Source organism: Moorena sp. SIO3I8, from assembly GCF_010692325.1.
Taxonomy (GTDB): domain Bacteria; phylum Cyanobacteriota; class Cyanobacteriia; order Cyanobacteriales; family Coleofasciculaceae; genus Moorena.
This window is the reverse complement of the sequence record NZ_JAAHHW010000024.1, coordinates 45,709-61,319: the sequence shown is the minus strand read 5'-3', so window position 1 is coordinate 61,319 and position 15,611 is coordinate 45,709. Positions and strand designations below refer to the sequence as shown.

Annotated in this window: 12 protein-coding genes; 3 read left to right on the top strand and 9 right to left on the bottom strand. The window is 42.5% G+C overall.

Going from position 1 to position 15,611, the window contains the following annotated elements; all coding sequences use genetic code 11:
- Positions 1-179 precede the first annotated feature (179 nt).
- Genes hxpB through F6K51_RS12200 form a run of 3 tightly spaced genes read right to left on the bottom strand, consistent with a single transcriptional unit; the run spans position 180 to position 3,360 of the window.
- The gene (gene hxpB, locus F6K51_RS12210; protein WP_293020654.1) at positions 180-848 is read right to left on the bottom strand and encodes a hexitol phosphatase HxpB; all 669 of its coding nucleotides are present in this window, start codon (positions 846-848) and stop codon (positions 180-182) included.
- Between the two features lie 11 nt (positions 849-859).
- The gene (locus F6K51_RS12205) at positions 860-1,837 is read right to left on the bottom strand and encodes an alcohol dehydrogenase catalytic domain-containing protein (protein WP_293020652.1); all 978 of its coding nucleotides are present in this window, start codon (positions 1,835-1,837) and stop codon (positions 860-862) included.
- Entirely contained in the window at positions 1,837-3,360 is a 1,524-nt protein-coding gene (locus F6K51_RS12200) for an aspartate aminotransferase family protein (protein WP_293020650.1), read from the bottom strand. The genes F6K51_RS12205 and F6K51_RS12200 overlap by 1 nt, the downstream gene beginning before the upstream one ends.
- 289 nt (positions 3,361-3,649) lie before the next feature.
- Here F6K51_RS12200 and F6K51_RS12195 point away from each other — a divergent pair, with 289 nt between their 5' ends.
- Positions 3,650-3,784 carry a hypothetical protein gene (locus F6K51_RS12195; RefSeq protein ID WP_293020648.1) on the top strand — a complete coding sequence of 45 codons (135 nt, stop codon included), beginning with the start codon at positions 3,650-3,652 and terminating at the stop codon, positions 3,782-3,784.
- 508 nt (positions 3,785-4,292) lie between these two features.
- On the opposite strand, the gene F6K51_RS12190 is transcribed toward F6K51_RS12195, so the two are convergent.
- Entirely contained in the window at positions 4,293-4,415 is a 123-nt protein-coding gene (locus tag F6K51_RS12190; RefSeq protein ID WP_293020637.1) for a hypothetical protein, read from the bottom strand.
- Positions 4,416-5,279: 864 nt separating this feature from the next.
- Here F6K51_RS12190 and F6K51_RS12185 point away from each other — a divergent pair.
- Both F6K51_RS12185 and F6K51_RS12180 read left to right on the top strand, forming a co-directional pair.
- Positions 5,280-5,660, top strand: coding sequence for a hypothetical protein (locus tag F6K51_RS12185; protein WP_293020635.1), 381 nt, complete (start codon positions 5,280-5,282; stop codon positions 5,658-5,660).
- 2 nt (positions 5,661-5,662) lie between these two features.
- Positions 5,663-11,092, top strand: a complete 5,430-nt coding sequence (locus F6K51_RS12180) for a non-ribosomal peptide synthetase (protein WP_293020634.1) — start codon at positions 5,663-5,665, stop codon at positions 11,090-11,092.
- Positions 11,093-11,144: 52 nt separating this feature from the next.
- Here F6K51_RS12180 and F6K51_RS12175 read toward each other — a convergent pair whose 3' ends face one another.
- From F6K51_RS12175 to F6K51_RS12155, 5 genes are all read right to left on the bottom strand, one after another.
- On the bottom strand, positions 11,145-12,563 hold the full coding sequence (locus F6K51_RS12175) for a cytochrome c biogenesis protein (protein WP_293020633.1): 1,419 nt from the start codon (positions 12,561-12,563) through the stop codon (positions 11,145-11,147).
- A gap of 62 nt (positions 12,564-12,625) precedes the next feature.
- Positions 12,626-13,366 carry a cytochrome c biogenesis protein CcdA gene (locus F6K51_RS12170; protein ID WP_293020632.1) on the bottom strand — a complete coding sequence of 247 codons (741 nt, stop codon included), beginning with the start codon at positions 13,364-13,366 and terminating at the stop codon, positions 12,626-12,628.
- Between the two features lie 334 nt (positions 13,367-13,700).
- Entirely contained in the window at positions 13,701-14,963 is a 1,263-nt protein-coding gene (locus F6K51_RS12165; protein ID WP_293020630.1) for a transposase, read from the bottom strand.
- An 82-nt stretch (positions 14,964-15,045) separates the two neighbouring features.
- A complete protein-coding gene (locus F6K51_RS12160; protein WP_293020699.1) occupies positions 15,046-15,444 on the bottom strand; it encodes a hypothetical protein in 399 nt (132 codons plus the stop codon).
- Positions 15,389-15,520 (bottom strand): MerR family DNA-binding transcriptional regulator, encoded by a 132-nt coding sequence (locus tag F6K51_RS12155; protein ID WP_293020628.1) that lies wholly within the window; start codon positions 15,518-15,520, stop codon positions 15,389-15,391. Before F6K51_RS12155 ends, F6K51_RS12160 begins: the two co-directional genes overlap by 56 nt.
- Between the last annotated feature and the right edge of the window lie 91 nt (positions 15,521-15,611).

Below are 15,611 nucleotides of genomic sequence, written 5' to 3'. Positions count from 1 at the left end.
TCATTAAAGCTGTTTGACCCTGTGGTGCGTTAGGGGCAGCAACCTAACTCTGGCTACCGAGAAAATTAGTGCTCCCGTAACACACCCTACGCAACTGTGGTGCGTTAGGGGCAGCAACCTAACTCTGGCTACCGAGAAAATTAGAACCCCCCTAACGCACCCTACGCAACTAACTTCTTTTACCGGTCAGCTAAAAACGTTTTCAGCCAAGGCTCCGTGATTTGTTCTAGTGATTTAAGGGTGACATCTGCGATCGCAAACCGTTCATCCTCTAGATTTTCTGGTGGTGGAACTGCAATACATGCCATGCTGGCAGCTTTGGCACTAATCACGCCACGAACCGAATCCTCTAAGGCAACACACTTTGTTGGTTCTATACCCAGACGACGGCTAGCGGTGAGATATACTGCTGGATGGGGTTTACCAAATTCCTCCGCTTCTGCTGATGTAATCACATCAAAGGCATCCTTTAAATCGAGCCGTTTGAGTACTGTATCAATTAGACCGATGGGAGATGAAGTGGCTAGGGCTAGGGGTAAGTTTAATTCCCGACACAACTTTACGGCTTCAATTGCACCTGGCATCGGTTGTCCCATGGTCATCAATAGCTCACTCATCCGAGCGATCATTCTTCGACATACCTCAGCTTGGCTCATACCAGTCCAAGGAAATCGAGCATACCAATACTTGACCACCTCATCGTTTCGCAAACCCATTGTTTGAGAAGACATACTCTCGTTCATGGGAATGCCAAGGTCATTGAAGACTTCGATTTCTACCTTCGACCAAAACGGCTCACTATCAATTAGTAAACCATCCATATCAAAGATCACAGCTACATCCTGCATCAGAATCTTCCTCAAGCGTCGAGATCTACAACAGTTCGGGTTCCAGGCTGTGGACTCCAATTAGTCAATTCTATAGGAAGCTTCTCAAGAGGGATAAACCGACCCAACAGTTGTTCAAAGAATGCCTCGTCGCCCTTGATGGATGCGATCGCAGCAGCAATGGTTTCGTCTGTAGCACCAGCAAAAGATGTTATTACCGCAATCTCTCGCATAAATAACTCATGGGGAGAAATCGGTAAAGAAATCTCTGGTTTAGGAACACCATAGATACAGACTAAACCGCCTTTACGAACAAGATCTAGTGCTGTAGCCAGACCGCCTGGTGAACCGGAACATTCCACCACCACGTGTGCCTGGTTTGGTTCTGGAACTTGGATCCGTTCAATTCCCAATCTGTTTAGCCAAGGGAGCGGCTCTTTGGTGATATCATAGACTTTAATCTCTCCCTTGAAGTTGGGGGAATGATTTAGGAGGTAGGTAATTAGAGTACCTGAAATCCCCCCCCCAATCACCAGAACTTTAGGGTGTGAAGTAGCTAATAGATTAACACCAGCTAAAATCCGTTTTACTCCCCTTACTGCACAACTTAAAGGCTCAATCAGCACCCCTAAAGATGGATTGGAGAATTCAAAAGGATGTAGGGAATTTATAGGAGCACAAATTTGCTCAGCATACCCTCCATGTTCATTTACTCCAAGTTCTTGGAGATTGATGCAGTGACTAGTTAATCCCTCTAAACAATAACTACATTTTCCACAGGAAATCTCATTATTGAGGGCAAAATGACCTTTTTGATTAGGCAGGCTACAGACTACTTCATGACCAAGAATACAATCTTTATCTAAGCCTGCTGCGGTTAGTTGCTGGTCTGTTTTACAGACTCCCACAAATTCCACCTTAGCAATTACTTCATTATCTTGAGTTTTGCTAGGCTCAGGAAACTCGCGAATTTCTACTTGATTGGCTTTGGATAAAACTGCTGCTCTCATCAAATAGCTCCTGCGGTTTCAGCGGTTGGACATAATAGGATATCAAGCTTTTGTAGGACTTGATCTAAAACACCAATAGTGCAATCAATTTCTTCGTAGCTGATATCAAGATAAGGAGCAAATTTCAAAACGTTCAGGTCGTATCCTCCGGTTTGGAGAATCATGCGCCAACTCTGGTCTTTCCAAATAAAATCATTATCCTGAGCAATGCTTGCTGCTAGTTTGGCAGACCCTTTGTAAGGTGTACCTTTTTCATCAGCAAAAACCATGTTCAGTATAAGTCCCAGTCCATCTACGCTATAGACACAGGAATGACGGGCTTGGAGTTCTTTTAGTTTGGTCAAAAAGTACAAACCTTTTGCTGGTACTGATCTTTCGTAGTCTTGTGCCAGCATATAACGCCATGTTGCTAAAGCAGCAGCAGTTCCGAGAGGATGGTTAGCAAAATTGCTGTGGGCGTGTCCAGGAGTGAAAAAGTCTGGTGCTACTAGGTCTTCTCGCGCCCAGACTAAGCTAACTGGACTCAAACCATTGGTGAAGGATTTGCTCAAAGTAATAATATCTGGCACAAACCCAAAATGTTCGAAGGCAAATAATTTACCAGTACGGTACATCCCAACTTGAATTTCGTCATCAAATACAAGAAGTCCGTGCTTTTGTCGTAACTCACTGATAAACCCTTTAAAGAAATCCCTGGGTGGGATGGTGTAGCCTCGTCCTTGACAAGGTTCTACAACTATGGCACCCACTTCTGAACTAGTTTCACTTGCGATGCCATAAAATTCGTTGGAGAATGCCTTGCGAATCATGCGCTCGCAGTATAAGTCACAGGTTTCTCGTTCCTTTTCATAGAAACACTGAGCGCAGTTAGCAAACGGCAACATAACTGCCCGTTCTGAGAACTCATTAAAATACTGTCGATACCGATGACTACTCGAAAGGTTGAGAGTACCAAGAGAGCGACCATGATAACCACCCATCATCACAGCTACTTTATTCTTGCGGGTGTTCTTACGAATAATCTTTAGGGCATCTTCCACCACAAGTGCGCCGCCAACATTGAAAGAGACTCGGCCTTTGACACCGGTTCTTTCATACATCGCATCTACTACTTGTTTCGCGATTAATAATTTTTCACGATGTAGAAAGTCGCCATTGGCTTGAGGTAATGTATGGAGTTGTTTAGTAACCTCTGATTCAATCTCTGGATTTCGATAGCCGAAGTTACAACTTGAGTGCCACATTCCGGTATCGATATAGGATTTGCCCTCATCGTCGAAAACCAATCCCCCCTTACAACCAGTTACGATGATTGGTCGCTCTTGATAGTGAACCGTATCCCCCCAACAAAGGTATTCCCGATCAATTTCGCGAAGAGCCTGGCTGTCGATTGTAGTTGGTAAATCTAGTTTTTCTTTATCTAATACTGGGATTTTGTTGACCCCTTGGTTAAAGGGCATTTCTATACTATTGCCATCCCATTCTTCAGCCATTTTTGACGCTCCTTGGTTAATGTCGGTCATGAGCTCACTTTTTTTGTTTTACCTTTTCTGCACAGGGTAAGGGCAATAATCAATCAATATGCCGTCTTATCATTACTCTTGAAAATAATTACAAGAGTACTACAATTCACTGCTTAATATGAGCCTAATCCTTGCTATTGATCTGGATCATATTTTGGGTTGATTTTTCTTGCGCTTACCGTAATTTTCTGCACCCAGAGAATCCTATCACAGGATAAGGAAATGATCTGGATTTAAAATTTAAAAAAATTGTTAAGCTTAACCAAAACAAAATTTATTTCCATAACACTTGACAATTTATTATCTATATGATAAACAAAATTATCAAAAATACGTAAGCATTCAGCCGTCAGCCGTCAGCCGTCAGCGGTCAGCCGTCAGTGGTCAGCCATTGGCTTTTGGCCACGCTACTTGGGGTGCTTAAAATAAACCTATGCAGGCCTATGGCCACGCTACGCGAACGGAAGAATTTAATTCAGATTAAACCTGTTGTATTCAAAAGCAGCTATCAGCTGATAGCTGATAGCTGATAGCTGATAGCTGAATGCTTACAAAAATACTAACTATAAACGGTGTAACTTCAAGTCAGTTCCATAACACTTTAAAAATTTTTATATATGTGATAATTTTTTTTTATACAAAATACTAACGAGGGCTTGCTGATTAACTCTCAAAGCATTGACAGATAAAGGTTTTCGCCTTTTTGGGTCGAAAAAAGTGCCAGCTTTTCGGTCCAAAAAGCTCAAAAAGTCAGCATTTTGGACCGAAAAGCTGGCAGAAAAATCAAGGGACAATTCTTCCGATGACTCGAAGCTCCTGACTCGAAGCTCCTACCCTTACCAAAAGACTTTTTCAGCAAACCCTAACTATAAACGGTATAACTTCAAGTTAGTTGCTTTATCCTTTACGCGATAAAGCTTTGATTAGTATTTTTAGGGAGCAGGGACTTCGGAGCAGGTAACAGGAAATAGGGAATAGTGATGCAGCTTCGGAACAGGGGAGGCAGCGCGGTCAAAGGAGGCCACCCCATGAGCGACTGCGGTGGTTTCCCCCACTCGCGCTTTGCATCAAGACGGGAACAGGGAAAAAATTCTGTGTACCTCAGGTGCGACTCGAACGCGCCCCGCGTCGGCTTTGCCGAAAGGCGCGACCTGTGAATATTATTTCTACGGCTATTTTCTTTTGCTTTTAATTTAATCCAATCGACAAGCTATCGATAAAATGTTTTTTTTTGGAAAGACTTAGGGAAAGTTAAATCTTCTCTGATCCCAACAATTAACATCCGTTACCAGGATTAAAAAATGCCATAATCGGCGGCATCAACTAATCGAAAAACTACCTGGTATTTAACCCCATCATAGTTACCTGAGGAATGGAGTTTTTCTAGTATCATCAGATACTCCTCCCAGTCTTACCAATCCTTCGTTGTTTTAACTAACATGACGGCATAGTTAAGTCCGGAAGAGCCCTAGAAATATCGGAAAAATGGGCGGACTTTTGTAAATTTTTGTTTCAAAAATTTACAAAAGTCCCAGAGATATATAGTATAATAACTATGGTTTTACCACAACTTGGCAATCAGGGCGATCGCAGAACACGAAAACTAGGGATTTGCCACCCAACCGCCTGATCGCTGAAAGCATTATTGGTCGATTAACTTGCCTGATCGTGTGGTCTTACTATATAACCCTGATCGAGGCTCTCACTTTCAAAGCACAATCACTCACTTATCGCGCTTAGTAAGGTGGGAATACCCTGACCTAATAAGCACCTGGCTCGAGCACAAACTCAGGCTAGTTAAGAGCCGTGAGTAAGTTAAGGAATTCAACTAGTTCTTTGGCTTGACTGTGGACTGACAACTTGATTAAAGAATTATTGGTATCTGACTTTTTTGAACTGCTTGTTTTGGGAGTAGCAGAGTGGCGAGTTGTGTAAATTATTTCCCCAATGGGGAGTCGAAATTCTTGAGTTTAGTTGATTTATTAGGCGAAAGAGCGCAAGCTATGCCTAATCAGCAAGCCTATATCTTTCTGCAAAACGGAGAAACCGAATCAGGGAGTCTTACCTATGGGGAATTAGATAGACAAGCAACAGCGATGTTCCTTTGGAACCGCTTCGCGATCGCATCTCATCTCCAGCAATGGCAAGGAGAACGAGTTTTACTGTTATACCCTTCTGGATTAGAGTTGATTAGCGCTTTTATGGGCTTTAAGAATGTAACTGAGTATCTAGAGGTAGATCATAGAGTATTACAAGTTCCAGATAATCTGGCAATAGATGAAGAAATAATAGAGATTTAATTATGAATAACAACCAGGTAAATATAGTTGAATTTATATCTTGGCTTCACAACCAGGGGATTAATATCTCAACCAACGGTGAAAAACTCCTTTGTCGTGTTAATAAAGGAACTATAACCCCTGCGCTACGCCAACAAATAGCTGAACGTCAAGCAGAAATTATAGTTTTTTTGCAACAAAATGGTCAAGGTTATAATACTAATTACCCACCAATTAAAGCTATTCCTAGAGACCAAAAATTACCCCTATCTTTTAGTCAAGAACGACTGTGGTTTATTGATAAACTTGAAGGTTCAAAAGCTCCTTATATTGAGCACGGTGCTTTACAAATCACCGGTAACCTAAATGTGTTAGCCCTAGAACAAGCCTTATCAGAAATAGTTTTTCGTCACGAAGTATTACGGACAAGTTTCCCCACTCTCAATGGCACACCAACACAGGTAATTCACCCCGACAGCACCATCAACATCAATGTAGTAGACCTACAACAATACCCAGAACCAGAACGGGAGACTATCTTAAAGCAAGAAGTACAACGTGAAGCAACAACTCCCTTTGACTTAGAGGTAGCACCATTAATCCGGTGTAAATTATGGCAATTAGACACCACCGAGTATGTGTTAGTGCTGACCATGCACCACATTGTATCGGATGGTTGGTCAATCGGAATATTAATCGAAGAACTATCAAGTTTATATCAAGCTTTTTGTGTAGGAGCGCCATCCCCGTTACCGGAATTACCGATTCAATATGCTGACTTTGCCCTTTGGCAAAGACAATGGTTAAGTGGAGAAATACTAGAAACCCAACTTAATTACTGGAAACAGGAATTAGAGGGTGCTCCCAAATTATTACAGTTAGCTACTGACTACCCTCGCCCAACTGCGCCAACTTATCAGGGTCGGACTGAAAGTTTTAGTTTAAATACTGAATTAACCCAGAAGTTGCAAACCCTGTCTCGAGATAGTGGTACTACCTTATTTATGACTCTGTTAGCGGCGTTTGGGACTTTACTATATCGTTACAGCGGTCAAGAAGATATTTTAATTGGTACACCTATAGCCAATCGCAATCGCCGTGACATAGATCCACTAATTGGCTTCTTTGTCAATACCCTGGTATTGAGAACCCATTTTGACGATAATCCCAGTTTTTCTCAGTTGCTTACACAAGTCAGGGACACCACACTCAAAGCTTATGAACATCAGGATGTACCGTTTGAACAGGTAGTCGAAGCATTGCAACCCCAACGGTCATTAAGTCATTCTCCCCTGTTCCAGGCGATGTTTGCGCTGCAGAATGCACCGATGGGGACATTAGACTTACCAGGTGTGAGTTTGAGTGAGTTAAATCAACAGAGTACTACGTCTAAGTTTGATTTGACCCTGTCAATGATGGAAACAGAGATGGGATTGGTGGGGACATGGGAGTACAACACGGACTTGTTTGATGGGTCTACCATTGCTCGCATGGCAACTCATTTCCAGAACTTGTTGTCAGCAATTGTGGACAATCCCCAACTTTCTGTGGGAGAGTTACCTTTGTTGAGTGAAGGGGAACGTCATCAACTGTTGGTGGAGTGGAATGATACTGCAACGGAATACTCAAAAGAAAAATGTATTCATCAGTTAGTTGAAGAGCAGGTAGAAAAAACACCCGATGCTATAGCTGTGGTGTTTGAGCAAGAACAGTTGACCTACCGTCAATTAAATCAAAGGGCTAACCAACTAGCACATCACCTACTTTCAATGGGAGTAGGACCAGAGGTACTGGTAGGTATTTGTGTTGAACGTTCTGTACAGATGGTGGTAGGACTGTTGGGGATACTCAAGGCTGGTGGTGCTTATGTACCCCTGGATCCTAATTATCCCTCAGAACGACTGAGTTATATGTTAGAAGATTCAGGTGTGGAAGTATTGTTGACTCAACAGTCTCTAGTAGAATCTTTGCCCTCACATAACACACAGATGGTTTATTTGGATAGTGAATGGGGAGCAATTGAGGAATATAGTCAAGATAATCTTGAAGTTGGGGTTGACTCGGATAATTTGGCTTATGTGATTTATACTTCTGGTTCTACTGGTAAACCAAAGGGTGTACAAATTAACCACAAAGCATTGGTGAACTTTATTGAATCAATGCAGCAAAAACCAGGATTAGAATCAACGGATATTTTTCTATCAGTTACTACCTTATCTTTTGATATTGCTGGATTAGAATTATATCTTCCCTTAATTACCGGTGCACGCTTAGTTGTTATAAGCCGAGAAATTGCCACAGATGGAATGCTTTTAGCACAAAGTCTAGACAACTACCAAGTAACTACAATGCAAGCCAATCCGGCAACTTGGAGATTATTGTTAACTGCAGGATGGAAAGGAAACAAACAATTAAAAATTCTATGTGGTGGAGAAGCATTAGATAAAACGGTTGCAGGTGAATTACTTAAAAATAGCCAACATTTATGGAATTTATATGGTCCGACAGAAGCAACTATTTGGTCTACATTAGCTCAATTAGATCATAATTTTAGTGGTTATTTGGTTCCTATTGGAAAAGCCATTAATAATACTCAAATCTACATCCTAGATGGCCATCTCCAACCAGTACCCATAGGAGTACCTGGAGAATTATACATAGGAGGTAATGGACTAGCCCGAGGATACCTCAATCGCCCAGAACTAACGAAAGAAAAATTCATTACCAACCCCTTCTGTAGTTCCAAAACAGAACGACTCTACAAAACAGGAGACCTGGCGAGATACCTACCAGACGGTAACATTGAATTTCTCGGTCGGATCGATAACCAAGTCAAAATTCGAGGCTTCCGTATTGAACTCGGAGAAATCGAAGCAGTCCTGTCCACCCACCCCCACATCCAACAAGCTGCAGTCATTGCCCGAGAAGATATTCCTGGTAACAAACGCTTAGTTGCTTATGTAGTTTGTGAGCAAAACAATCAATCCATTGTCGAAAATCGATTACAATCATCACAGATTGAGCAATGGCAAGGAATATATAATAATATCTACAGTGACGCAGTAGAAATTCAACAAACCAGTTACAACACTCTAGGTTGGAAAAGCAGCTATACAGGTAACCAAATCCCTAAGGAGCAAATGCGTCAATGGGTAGATTCCACTGTTGAAAAAATTATCTTTTGGCAACCCAAACATGTGTTGGAGATCGGTTGTGGCACAGGCATGTTGCTGTTCCAGATTGCTCCTCATTGTTTGAGTTACCATGGTACCGATTTTAGTAAGGTAGCTTTAGATTATGTTCAGCAGCAAATCCAGCCGTTGGAAGATAGCTATTCACATGTAAGCCTAAGCCAAAAACTGGCTGATGATTTTACAGGCATTGAAAAAGGCCGATTCGATGCTGTTATCCTTAACTCAGTTGTGCAGTATTTTCCAAGCATCGATTACCTGATAGAAGTTTTGAAAGGTGCAGTAAATAGTTTAACGAAAGGAGGTTTCCTATTTGTCGGTGATGTTCGCAGCTTGCCATTATTAGAAACGTTTCATACCGCAACTAAGTTTGATCGCGCCTCAGATTCATTAACCATAGACAAATTGAGGCAGCAGGTAAAAACAGCTGTTAAGCAAGAAGAAGAATTGGTGATCGACCCAGCCTTCTTTCTAGCTTTAAGGGAATATATCCCAGAAATAAAACAAGTTCAAATCCAGTTGAAACCTGGGGATTATCAGAATGAGCTAACTAAGTTCCGTTACGATGTAATTCTTCATGTTGGCCAGGAAGTATGTGCCACAGTCACCCCCGAATGGCTTGACTATGATCAAGAGGGTTTAAACTTATCAGCTATCAAACGAATTTTACTAGATAAGAAGCCAGAGGTGGTTGGTATTAAGCACATCCCTAATGCTCGTTTGCAAGAAGAAGTCACACTTGTTCAAGAGCTTGATGACTTCAGGAAACTCGAAACTGTAGGTCAATTGCGTAAGATTTTGCAGGAGAAAAAACACATAGGGGTAGAGCCGGACAATTTATGGAATTTGAAGGATGAATTACCTTATTCGGTACATATTACTTGGTCTGGTACTGGCGGCAATGGTTGCTATGATGCCATCTTTATACGTAATGAATCGGCCTGTGACTCCCAAAGGGTAATTCCAAACTTGGAAGCAACTGTTCCAATCAAAGCCTGGAGTGCTTATGCCAACAATCCCTTAAAGCAAGAATCGAATCGCCATCTGGTTTCACAATTATCTAGCTTCCTCAAAACGAAATTACCAGAATACATGGTGCCCAGTGCCTTAGTGATTTTGGAGACTCTACCGTTGACACCAAACGGCAAAGTAGACCGCAAATCACTACCCGCACCTGATGGGGTTTTCAGCAGAGTTGAGGAATACGTCGCACCACGTACAACCATAGAACTTCAACTGACTCAAATCTGGTCAGAAGTTTTGAATCTCACCTCTGTCGGAGTACAAGATAACTTCTTTGAACTGGGCGGTCATTCCCTTCTAGCTGTCCGTCTGATGTCAAAAATTCAACAACAATTCCAAATCAATTTACCTTTAGCAACCCTTTTCCAAAGTCCCACCATTGAACAACTAGCCAGCCTTCTGGGTTCTTCAGTAAATACACAAAATCCCATCTTAGTGGGCATTAAAACCAGTGGAAACCAACCTCCATTATTCTGTATTCACCCGGTTGGTGGTAATGTCCTGTGTTATGCAGAGTTAGCTCGTCATTTAGCTCAAGATTATCCAGTATATGGTTTACAATCTCTTGGTTTAGATGGACAACAGCAACCCTTAACTTCTGTTGAGGAGATGGCATCCCATTATATTGAGGCAATAAAACCAATTCAACCCCAAGGACCATTACACCTCATTGGCTGGTCTATGGGAGGTGTAATTGCTTATGAGATGGCACAACAATTACAGGCTAAAAATACTCCAGTGGCTCTTCTAACTTTAATAGACAGTTATGCACCCACTGTAATGCGGAAACCTTCAGAAATAGATCAAGCCATGATAGTAAATCAATTGGCTCAAGATTTGGGAGGTCTCTATGGTCAAGAGTTAGATATATCCCATGAAACACTTAGACAACTTGAACATCCGATGCAAGTCAAGCATCTATTTGAGCAAGGCAAACAGCAAGGGATATTCCCATCAGACATAGAAATAGAGCAAATGCGTTCTTTATGGGAAGTTTTTCAAGCAAATATGATGGCAAACTCTCATTATCAACCAAAAGCTTATCCAGGTTCACTTCTCCTTATAAATGCTAGTCAAACTTCCCCAGCAGTAATTGAAGACCCAACCCATGGCTGGGGTTCTCTAGTTCTAGGTGATATCCAAACTCACACTATTACTGGAGACCATTACACTATTATGAAAGCCCCTCAAGTTGAGGGTCTAACTGCAGAATTGAACAACTATCTATTGAACAAGTAGCACATCTTGGCCGCACTGGCTCCCCTGTTCCCGACAACTGCCGCGAAGTCTACTAAGCAGATTTTGCGAGTAAAGGTTCTACGGTCTGGGATGATTCACCGACCTGCTCTAAAATCTCAATCAATTCCCGTTCAAAGGTGACCAAAGCACGATTGGTTTTCCCACCAATATAAAAGCGATCGCCTTTTTGTAATGCCCAAATCTGAGAGTGGGAGACATAACTCATCAGTACCCCTAACATCAGTAAACCAAAGCCACTGTAAACAAAGGGAATACCGGGGTCAGCTTTAATTTGTAAGCCAGTGCTGCCGATGACATCTTTAATTTTCAGTATCACGCCATTGACCTTAATCCCCATACCAGAACGAACAGTTGAAACGAGATTACCGGTTCCATCATAAACAAACAGGGTTCCCTGCAAATCCCTAGCTAAAAGGGATACCCCTTCACTTAAATCAGGTTTTGTGGGAACCCAAGTGCCCCAAATCCGCCCCTCACCATTAGTGGGAAGTTGTGCCATCGGAAGCTGGAAAATTGGACTATTATTCAACTGCACCTGAACCCCAGCAATCCCCCAATCGGTTTGGTAAAAGGTGACACCTCGATATCTGAGAGGCTTATTCACATAAATAGTTTCTTGGTCAATGTCTTCACCTTGACTATCCAAAACTGACAGATTGGAGTAAAATTGATCAATATCCCCCGACGGAGTGTAATCTATCCAGAAGCGATTCACCCGCACTGACAAATCTTTGGGGATTTGGGGCCAAGCAAACGGACCGGCATCAATAATGTTTCTAACTTGGAATGTATTGCCACTGGTAACCATTTCCTGAGCGGTAAACCCTGTCATTGACCCCCAAATTGACCCTCCCAGGATAATCAACATACTGGCATGTACTACAATTGGACCAATCCGTCCGATAATTCCTTTACGGGCGTAGATAGTATCCCCCTCTTGGAATACCTTGTAACGCCGCTTCTCTAACAACTCAGTCAGGGAAGTAAAAGAGCCCTTGTCCAACTCTACACTCAAGGCAAGTTTCCCAAACTGGCGGGGTTCTTTATAAAACTTCCAATTCCGGGCTGCTTTTAAAGCCGGAAATTGACGAGTGAAGGTACAAGCGGTCAGACTACTACCGAATAACACTAATAAGGACAAAAACCACCAAGTCCGGTAGACATGATCTAACCCTAGGAGCAACAACACCTTCCAGCTGAGGAAACCAAACAAAGCTGGGTCTTCAGGATAATTGGCTTGGTAAAACGCCAGAGATTCCCCCTGTTCAATCACTGTACCGCTGATGCTAAATAATGCGATCGCAAGCAGCAAGATAATCGCTAACCGTAAGTTAGCCAGCACTGATACTAACCGACGCCACAACCGACTGCCACTCATCAATGATGAGTTTTCTGATAAGTTATCTGATGAATTTTCTGATGAGTTATCTGATGAGTTTTCTCTAGTCATATTAAGTCTAGTTAATTACTTGCTTTCTTGATAGTACGACGCACTCAGCACTCAGTACTCACTCAAAAAATTCCCACTGGAATCCGAGACAACAACGAAAACACACCAAATCCCACCAATAGCGCACCACTTACTGGTGTAATCCAAGCCGACCACTGTCGCAATTCTAATAATCGTTTAATTGAAGCAGTAAACGTACCTGCCAAGATCAAGGGTGCCACATAACCAGCTGTGTAAGACAACAGCAAGGCACCACCTAACACTAAATCTTTAGTTGAGACAACCCAAGCCAGTAACGTTGCTAATACCGGTGTACTGCAAGGAGAAGCGACTAAACCGAAGGTCAAACCAATGAGATAAGAGCGTAACCCTTTCGGCCATTCCTGGGAAATCCAATCCATACCACCCCAACTTGGAAACTGTAGCGGTAGTGCTTCTAGTAAATTCAACCCCATAATAATGGCGATTACGCTGACAATAATCGGTAAGCCAACACCGATTTGACCATAGACTCGCCCGATAGATGCTGCGATAATTCCTAATGCAGCTAAGGTTGTGGCTAAGCCTAAGGCAAACCATACCGATTGGGTAGCAGCTTGCAGCCGTCCTTGATTTTCATAACCACCGATGTAGCCCATCGTGATCGGTAGCATTGATAGCATACAGGGGGTTAGGCTAGTCAGCAACCCAGCAGCAAAGATGATGGCTATGCTGACTAGGCTCAGGTGAGTCAGTTGGCTGTCAACCAGGTTATTAGCGAATTGTTGGAGTTGATAGAGTTGAGTCGAGAATGTGTCAAGCATAGGGAATCTAAACACCCAGTTTGCTTGAATTGTAGCGTATTTAACCCCTCAAGTACGGTGAGCAAATGCCAGGGATATATACCAACAAGCTTGAATCACCATCGTTTGCCAACCCTACCCTAATACTAATATCAAGTCCGGTTGAATACCCATAATAAAAGTTTGGGGAGGGTGGGGAGATGGGGAGATGGGGAGATGGAGATGGGGGAGATTTTATTAAGGGTAATTATCCGGAAATCATATAAGTTTCTATCGGCAGTGCGATCGCGTTATCAGGGGTAGGTTGCTGAGTCTCAGGTTCCGATACTTTTTAGCTACCAAAATCTACCAAAGGTCAATCCTGGCTCACTAATGCAAGCTGATTTCTCAGCCAGGGGGTATCTCCCAGGGCATGGCCGTAGGCCACGCTGCGCGAACGCAGAAATATACCACGAGCGCCGTTGATGTCTCTATCCATGACGAGCCCATCAATTTTTGATTTAATTGTTTTGCTTCCGCCGATATTGACCAACTCTCCTGTCCAACTAACAGTTTTACTGGTATAGGCTTCGCAAACATCCACTACTGTTTTACCGGTTTCACAAGCTTTATGCTTCAAGAACTCTTGAAAACGATAGTGAGCAAAATTAAGCAGATTGCGAACAGTCTTAGATCTAATTTTCCTACTTCCTTTTTTAGACATTTGAGCTGTCTCAAAAGTGGGAAGTAAAATCACATCAAAATTATCAACTAAAAATCTAGCTGTCTTGTGATGAAGCTCATTGATCAGGTTCTGAATCTTGATGACCATTCGTCTGGCAGCTTTTCTCCTTCGGCGTTTTTGCCCACGTTTAGCCTTGCTAATCTTGGATAATAGATTATCCAAATGTTGACACAATCGCTGAATACGAGAAAAGTCTCTGTGTCCAATTTTACCTACGGATGTTTCACTAAAGAATGTGACAAAAGTCCTAACGCCAGGGTCTAAAGCAACTACTCTACCTTGGTTTTCGGTTTTCTTTTTAGTTACTTTGTGGGGGACTACTAGATAGTAATTTCCATTGTTGCTGGTTAGTCGGCAGTCGCAAATATCGTCAGGAAGACTTTCGGAGTAGGATAGTTTTCCTAGTTTTGTGTGATAAATTCCCACAGCAGAAACTGCTGACTTGGGAATATAACAAGATTGAATGGGGTTTTTCCTGGATCTAAACCTTACCCGATTAATTTGCGACGTCTTTTTGTATTTTTTCTTTGCCTCCCTGACAGCGGTGCAAGCGTCCTTTATCGCTATCGATTTAATTTGATAAGGCACTTCCTTGCACCACTCGGGAAGGTCATTTAGTATTCCGGTCTTGATTGCTTTCCAATTGGCTTTTACAACGCCTGCTTGCAGGATTTTAACGGTCTTGTTGAACACATAACGGGATACTCCGAACCATTTACGAATAAGCGTACGCTGGTCAGGATTTAGGAACAGTCGAATCTTCTTTGATTTTCTTGCCGTACTTTCGGAGTCCGTGAACCCGGCAAGAGAAGACATGAATGATTCAGAGAATATCTGCGGTAAGTTCGGATTCTGGACAACTTTCAGGTTGGCTGAGAACCAGGATTTTTCCACCGTTGAGACTGACCGGAGATGAAACCTTAGAGTAGTGCAGCCTTACTACAAAACCTTTACCCTATGCTGCATAATTTACCAACTATAAAGGCTGCACTACTCTTACGGTAACTTCTAACCAAGTACTCAATGAGTTCAAACCCAAATCGGGTAAGTCTGTCTCTACAGGCAACAACAATCGTGAGCTTATCTCCGAGGACAATTCGCTCCAGTATGGTTTTAAGCCCTTTTCAATAGTAGTTGAGACCTGAGCCGATGTCAAAGATGATTTCGGCGTCGGGAAAAAGGGAGTGGAGGTAGGCGAGAAGTCTGTCGAGGTCGTCTCTTTGCTTGCTGGTACTGACTCGGCAGTAGCAGATCGTTTTACTATTCCGTTCACGAAGTTGATCAGGTTTTGAACGTCGAGCTCCGAACCTGATGATATCTTATGTTTGAAATAATCTAGTTCCTCCTGGAGTCCTTTCGCATTTGAGGGTTCCATTGTCCGCGTACTTCCTTAACGTGTTCCTTGATAGTCCCGTAAGTTCGACCGCCTTACGGATTGGTATAAGTACCATGACTTAAATCTAACAGATGCTTGGAGATAGTGTTAGATTAGTGGACATTTTCAGTAACTGTCACAAGCCCTGAGGAACCTGCCTCAATCCC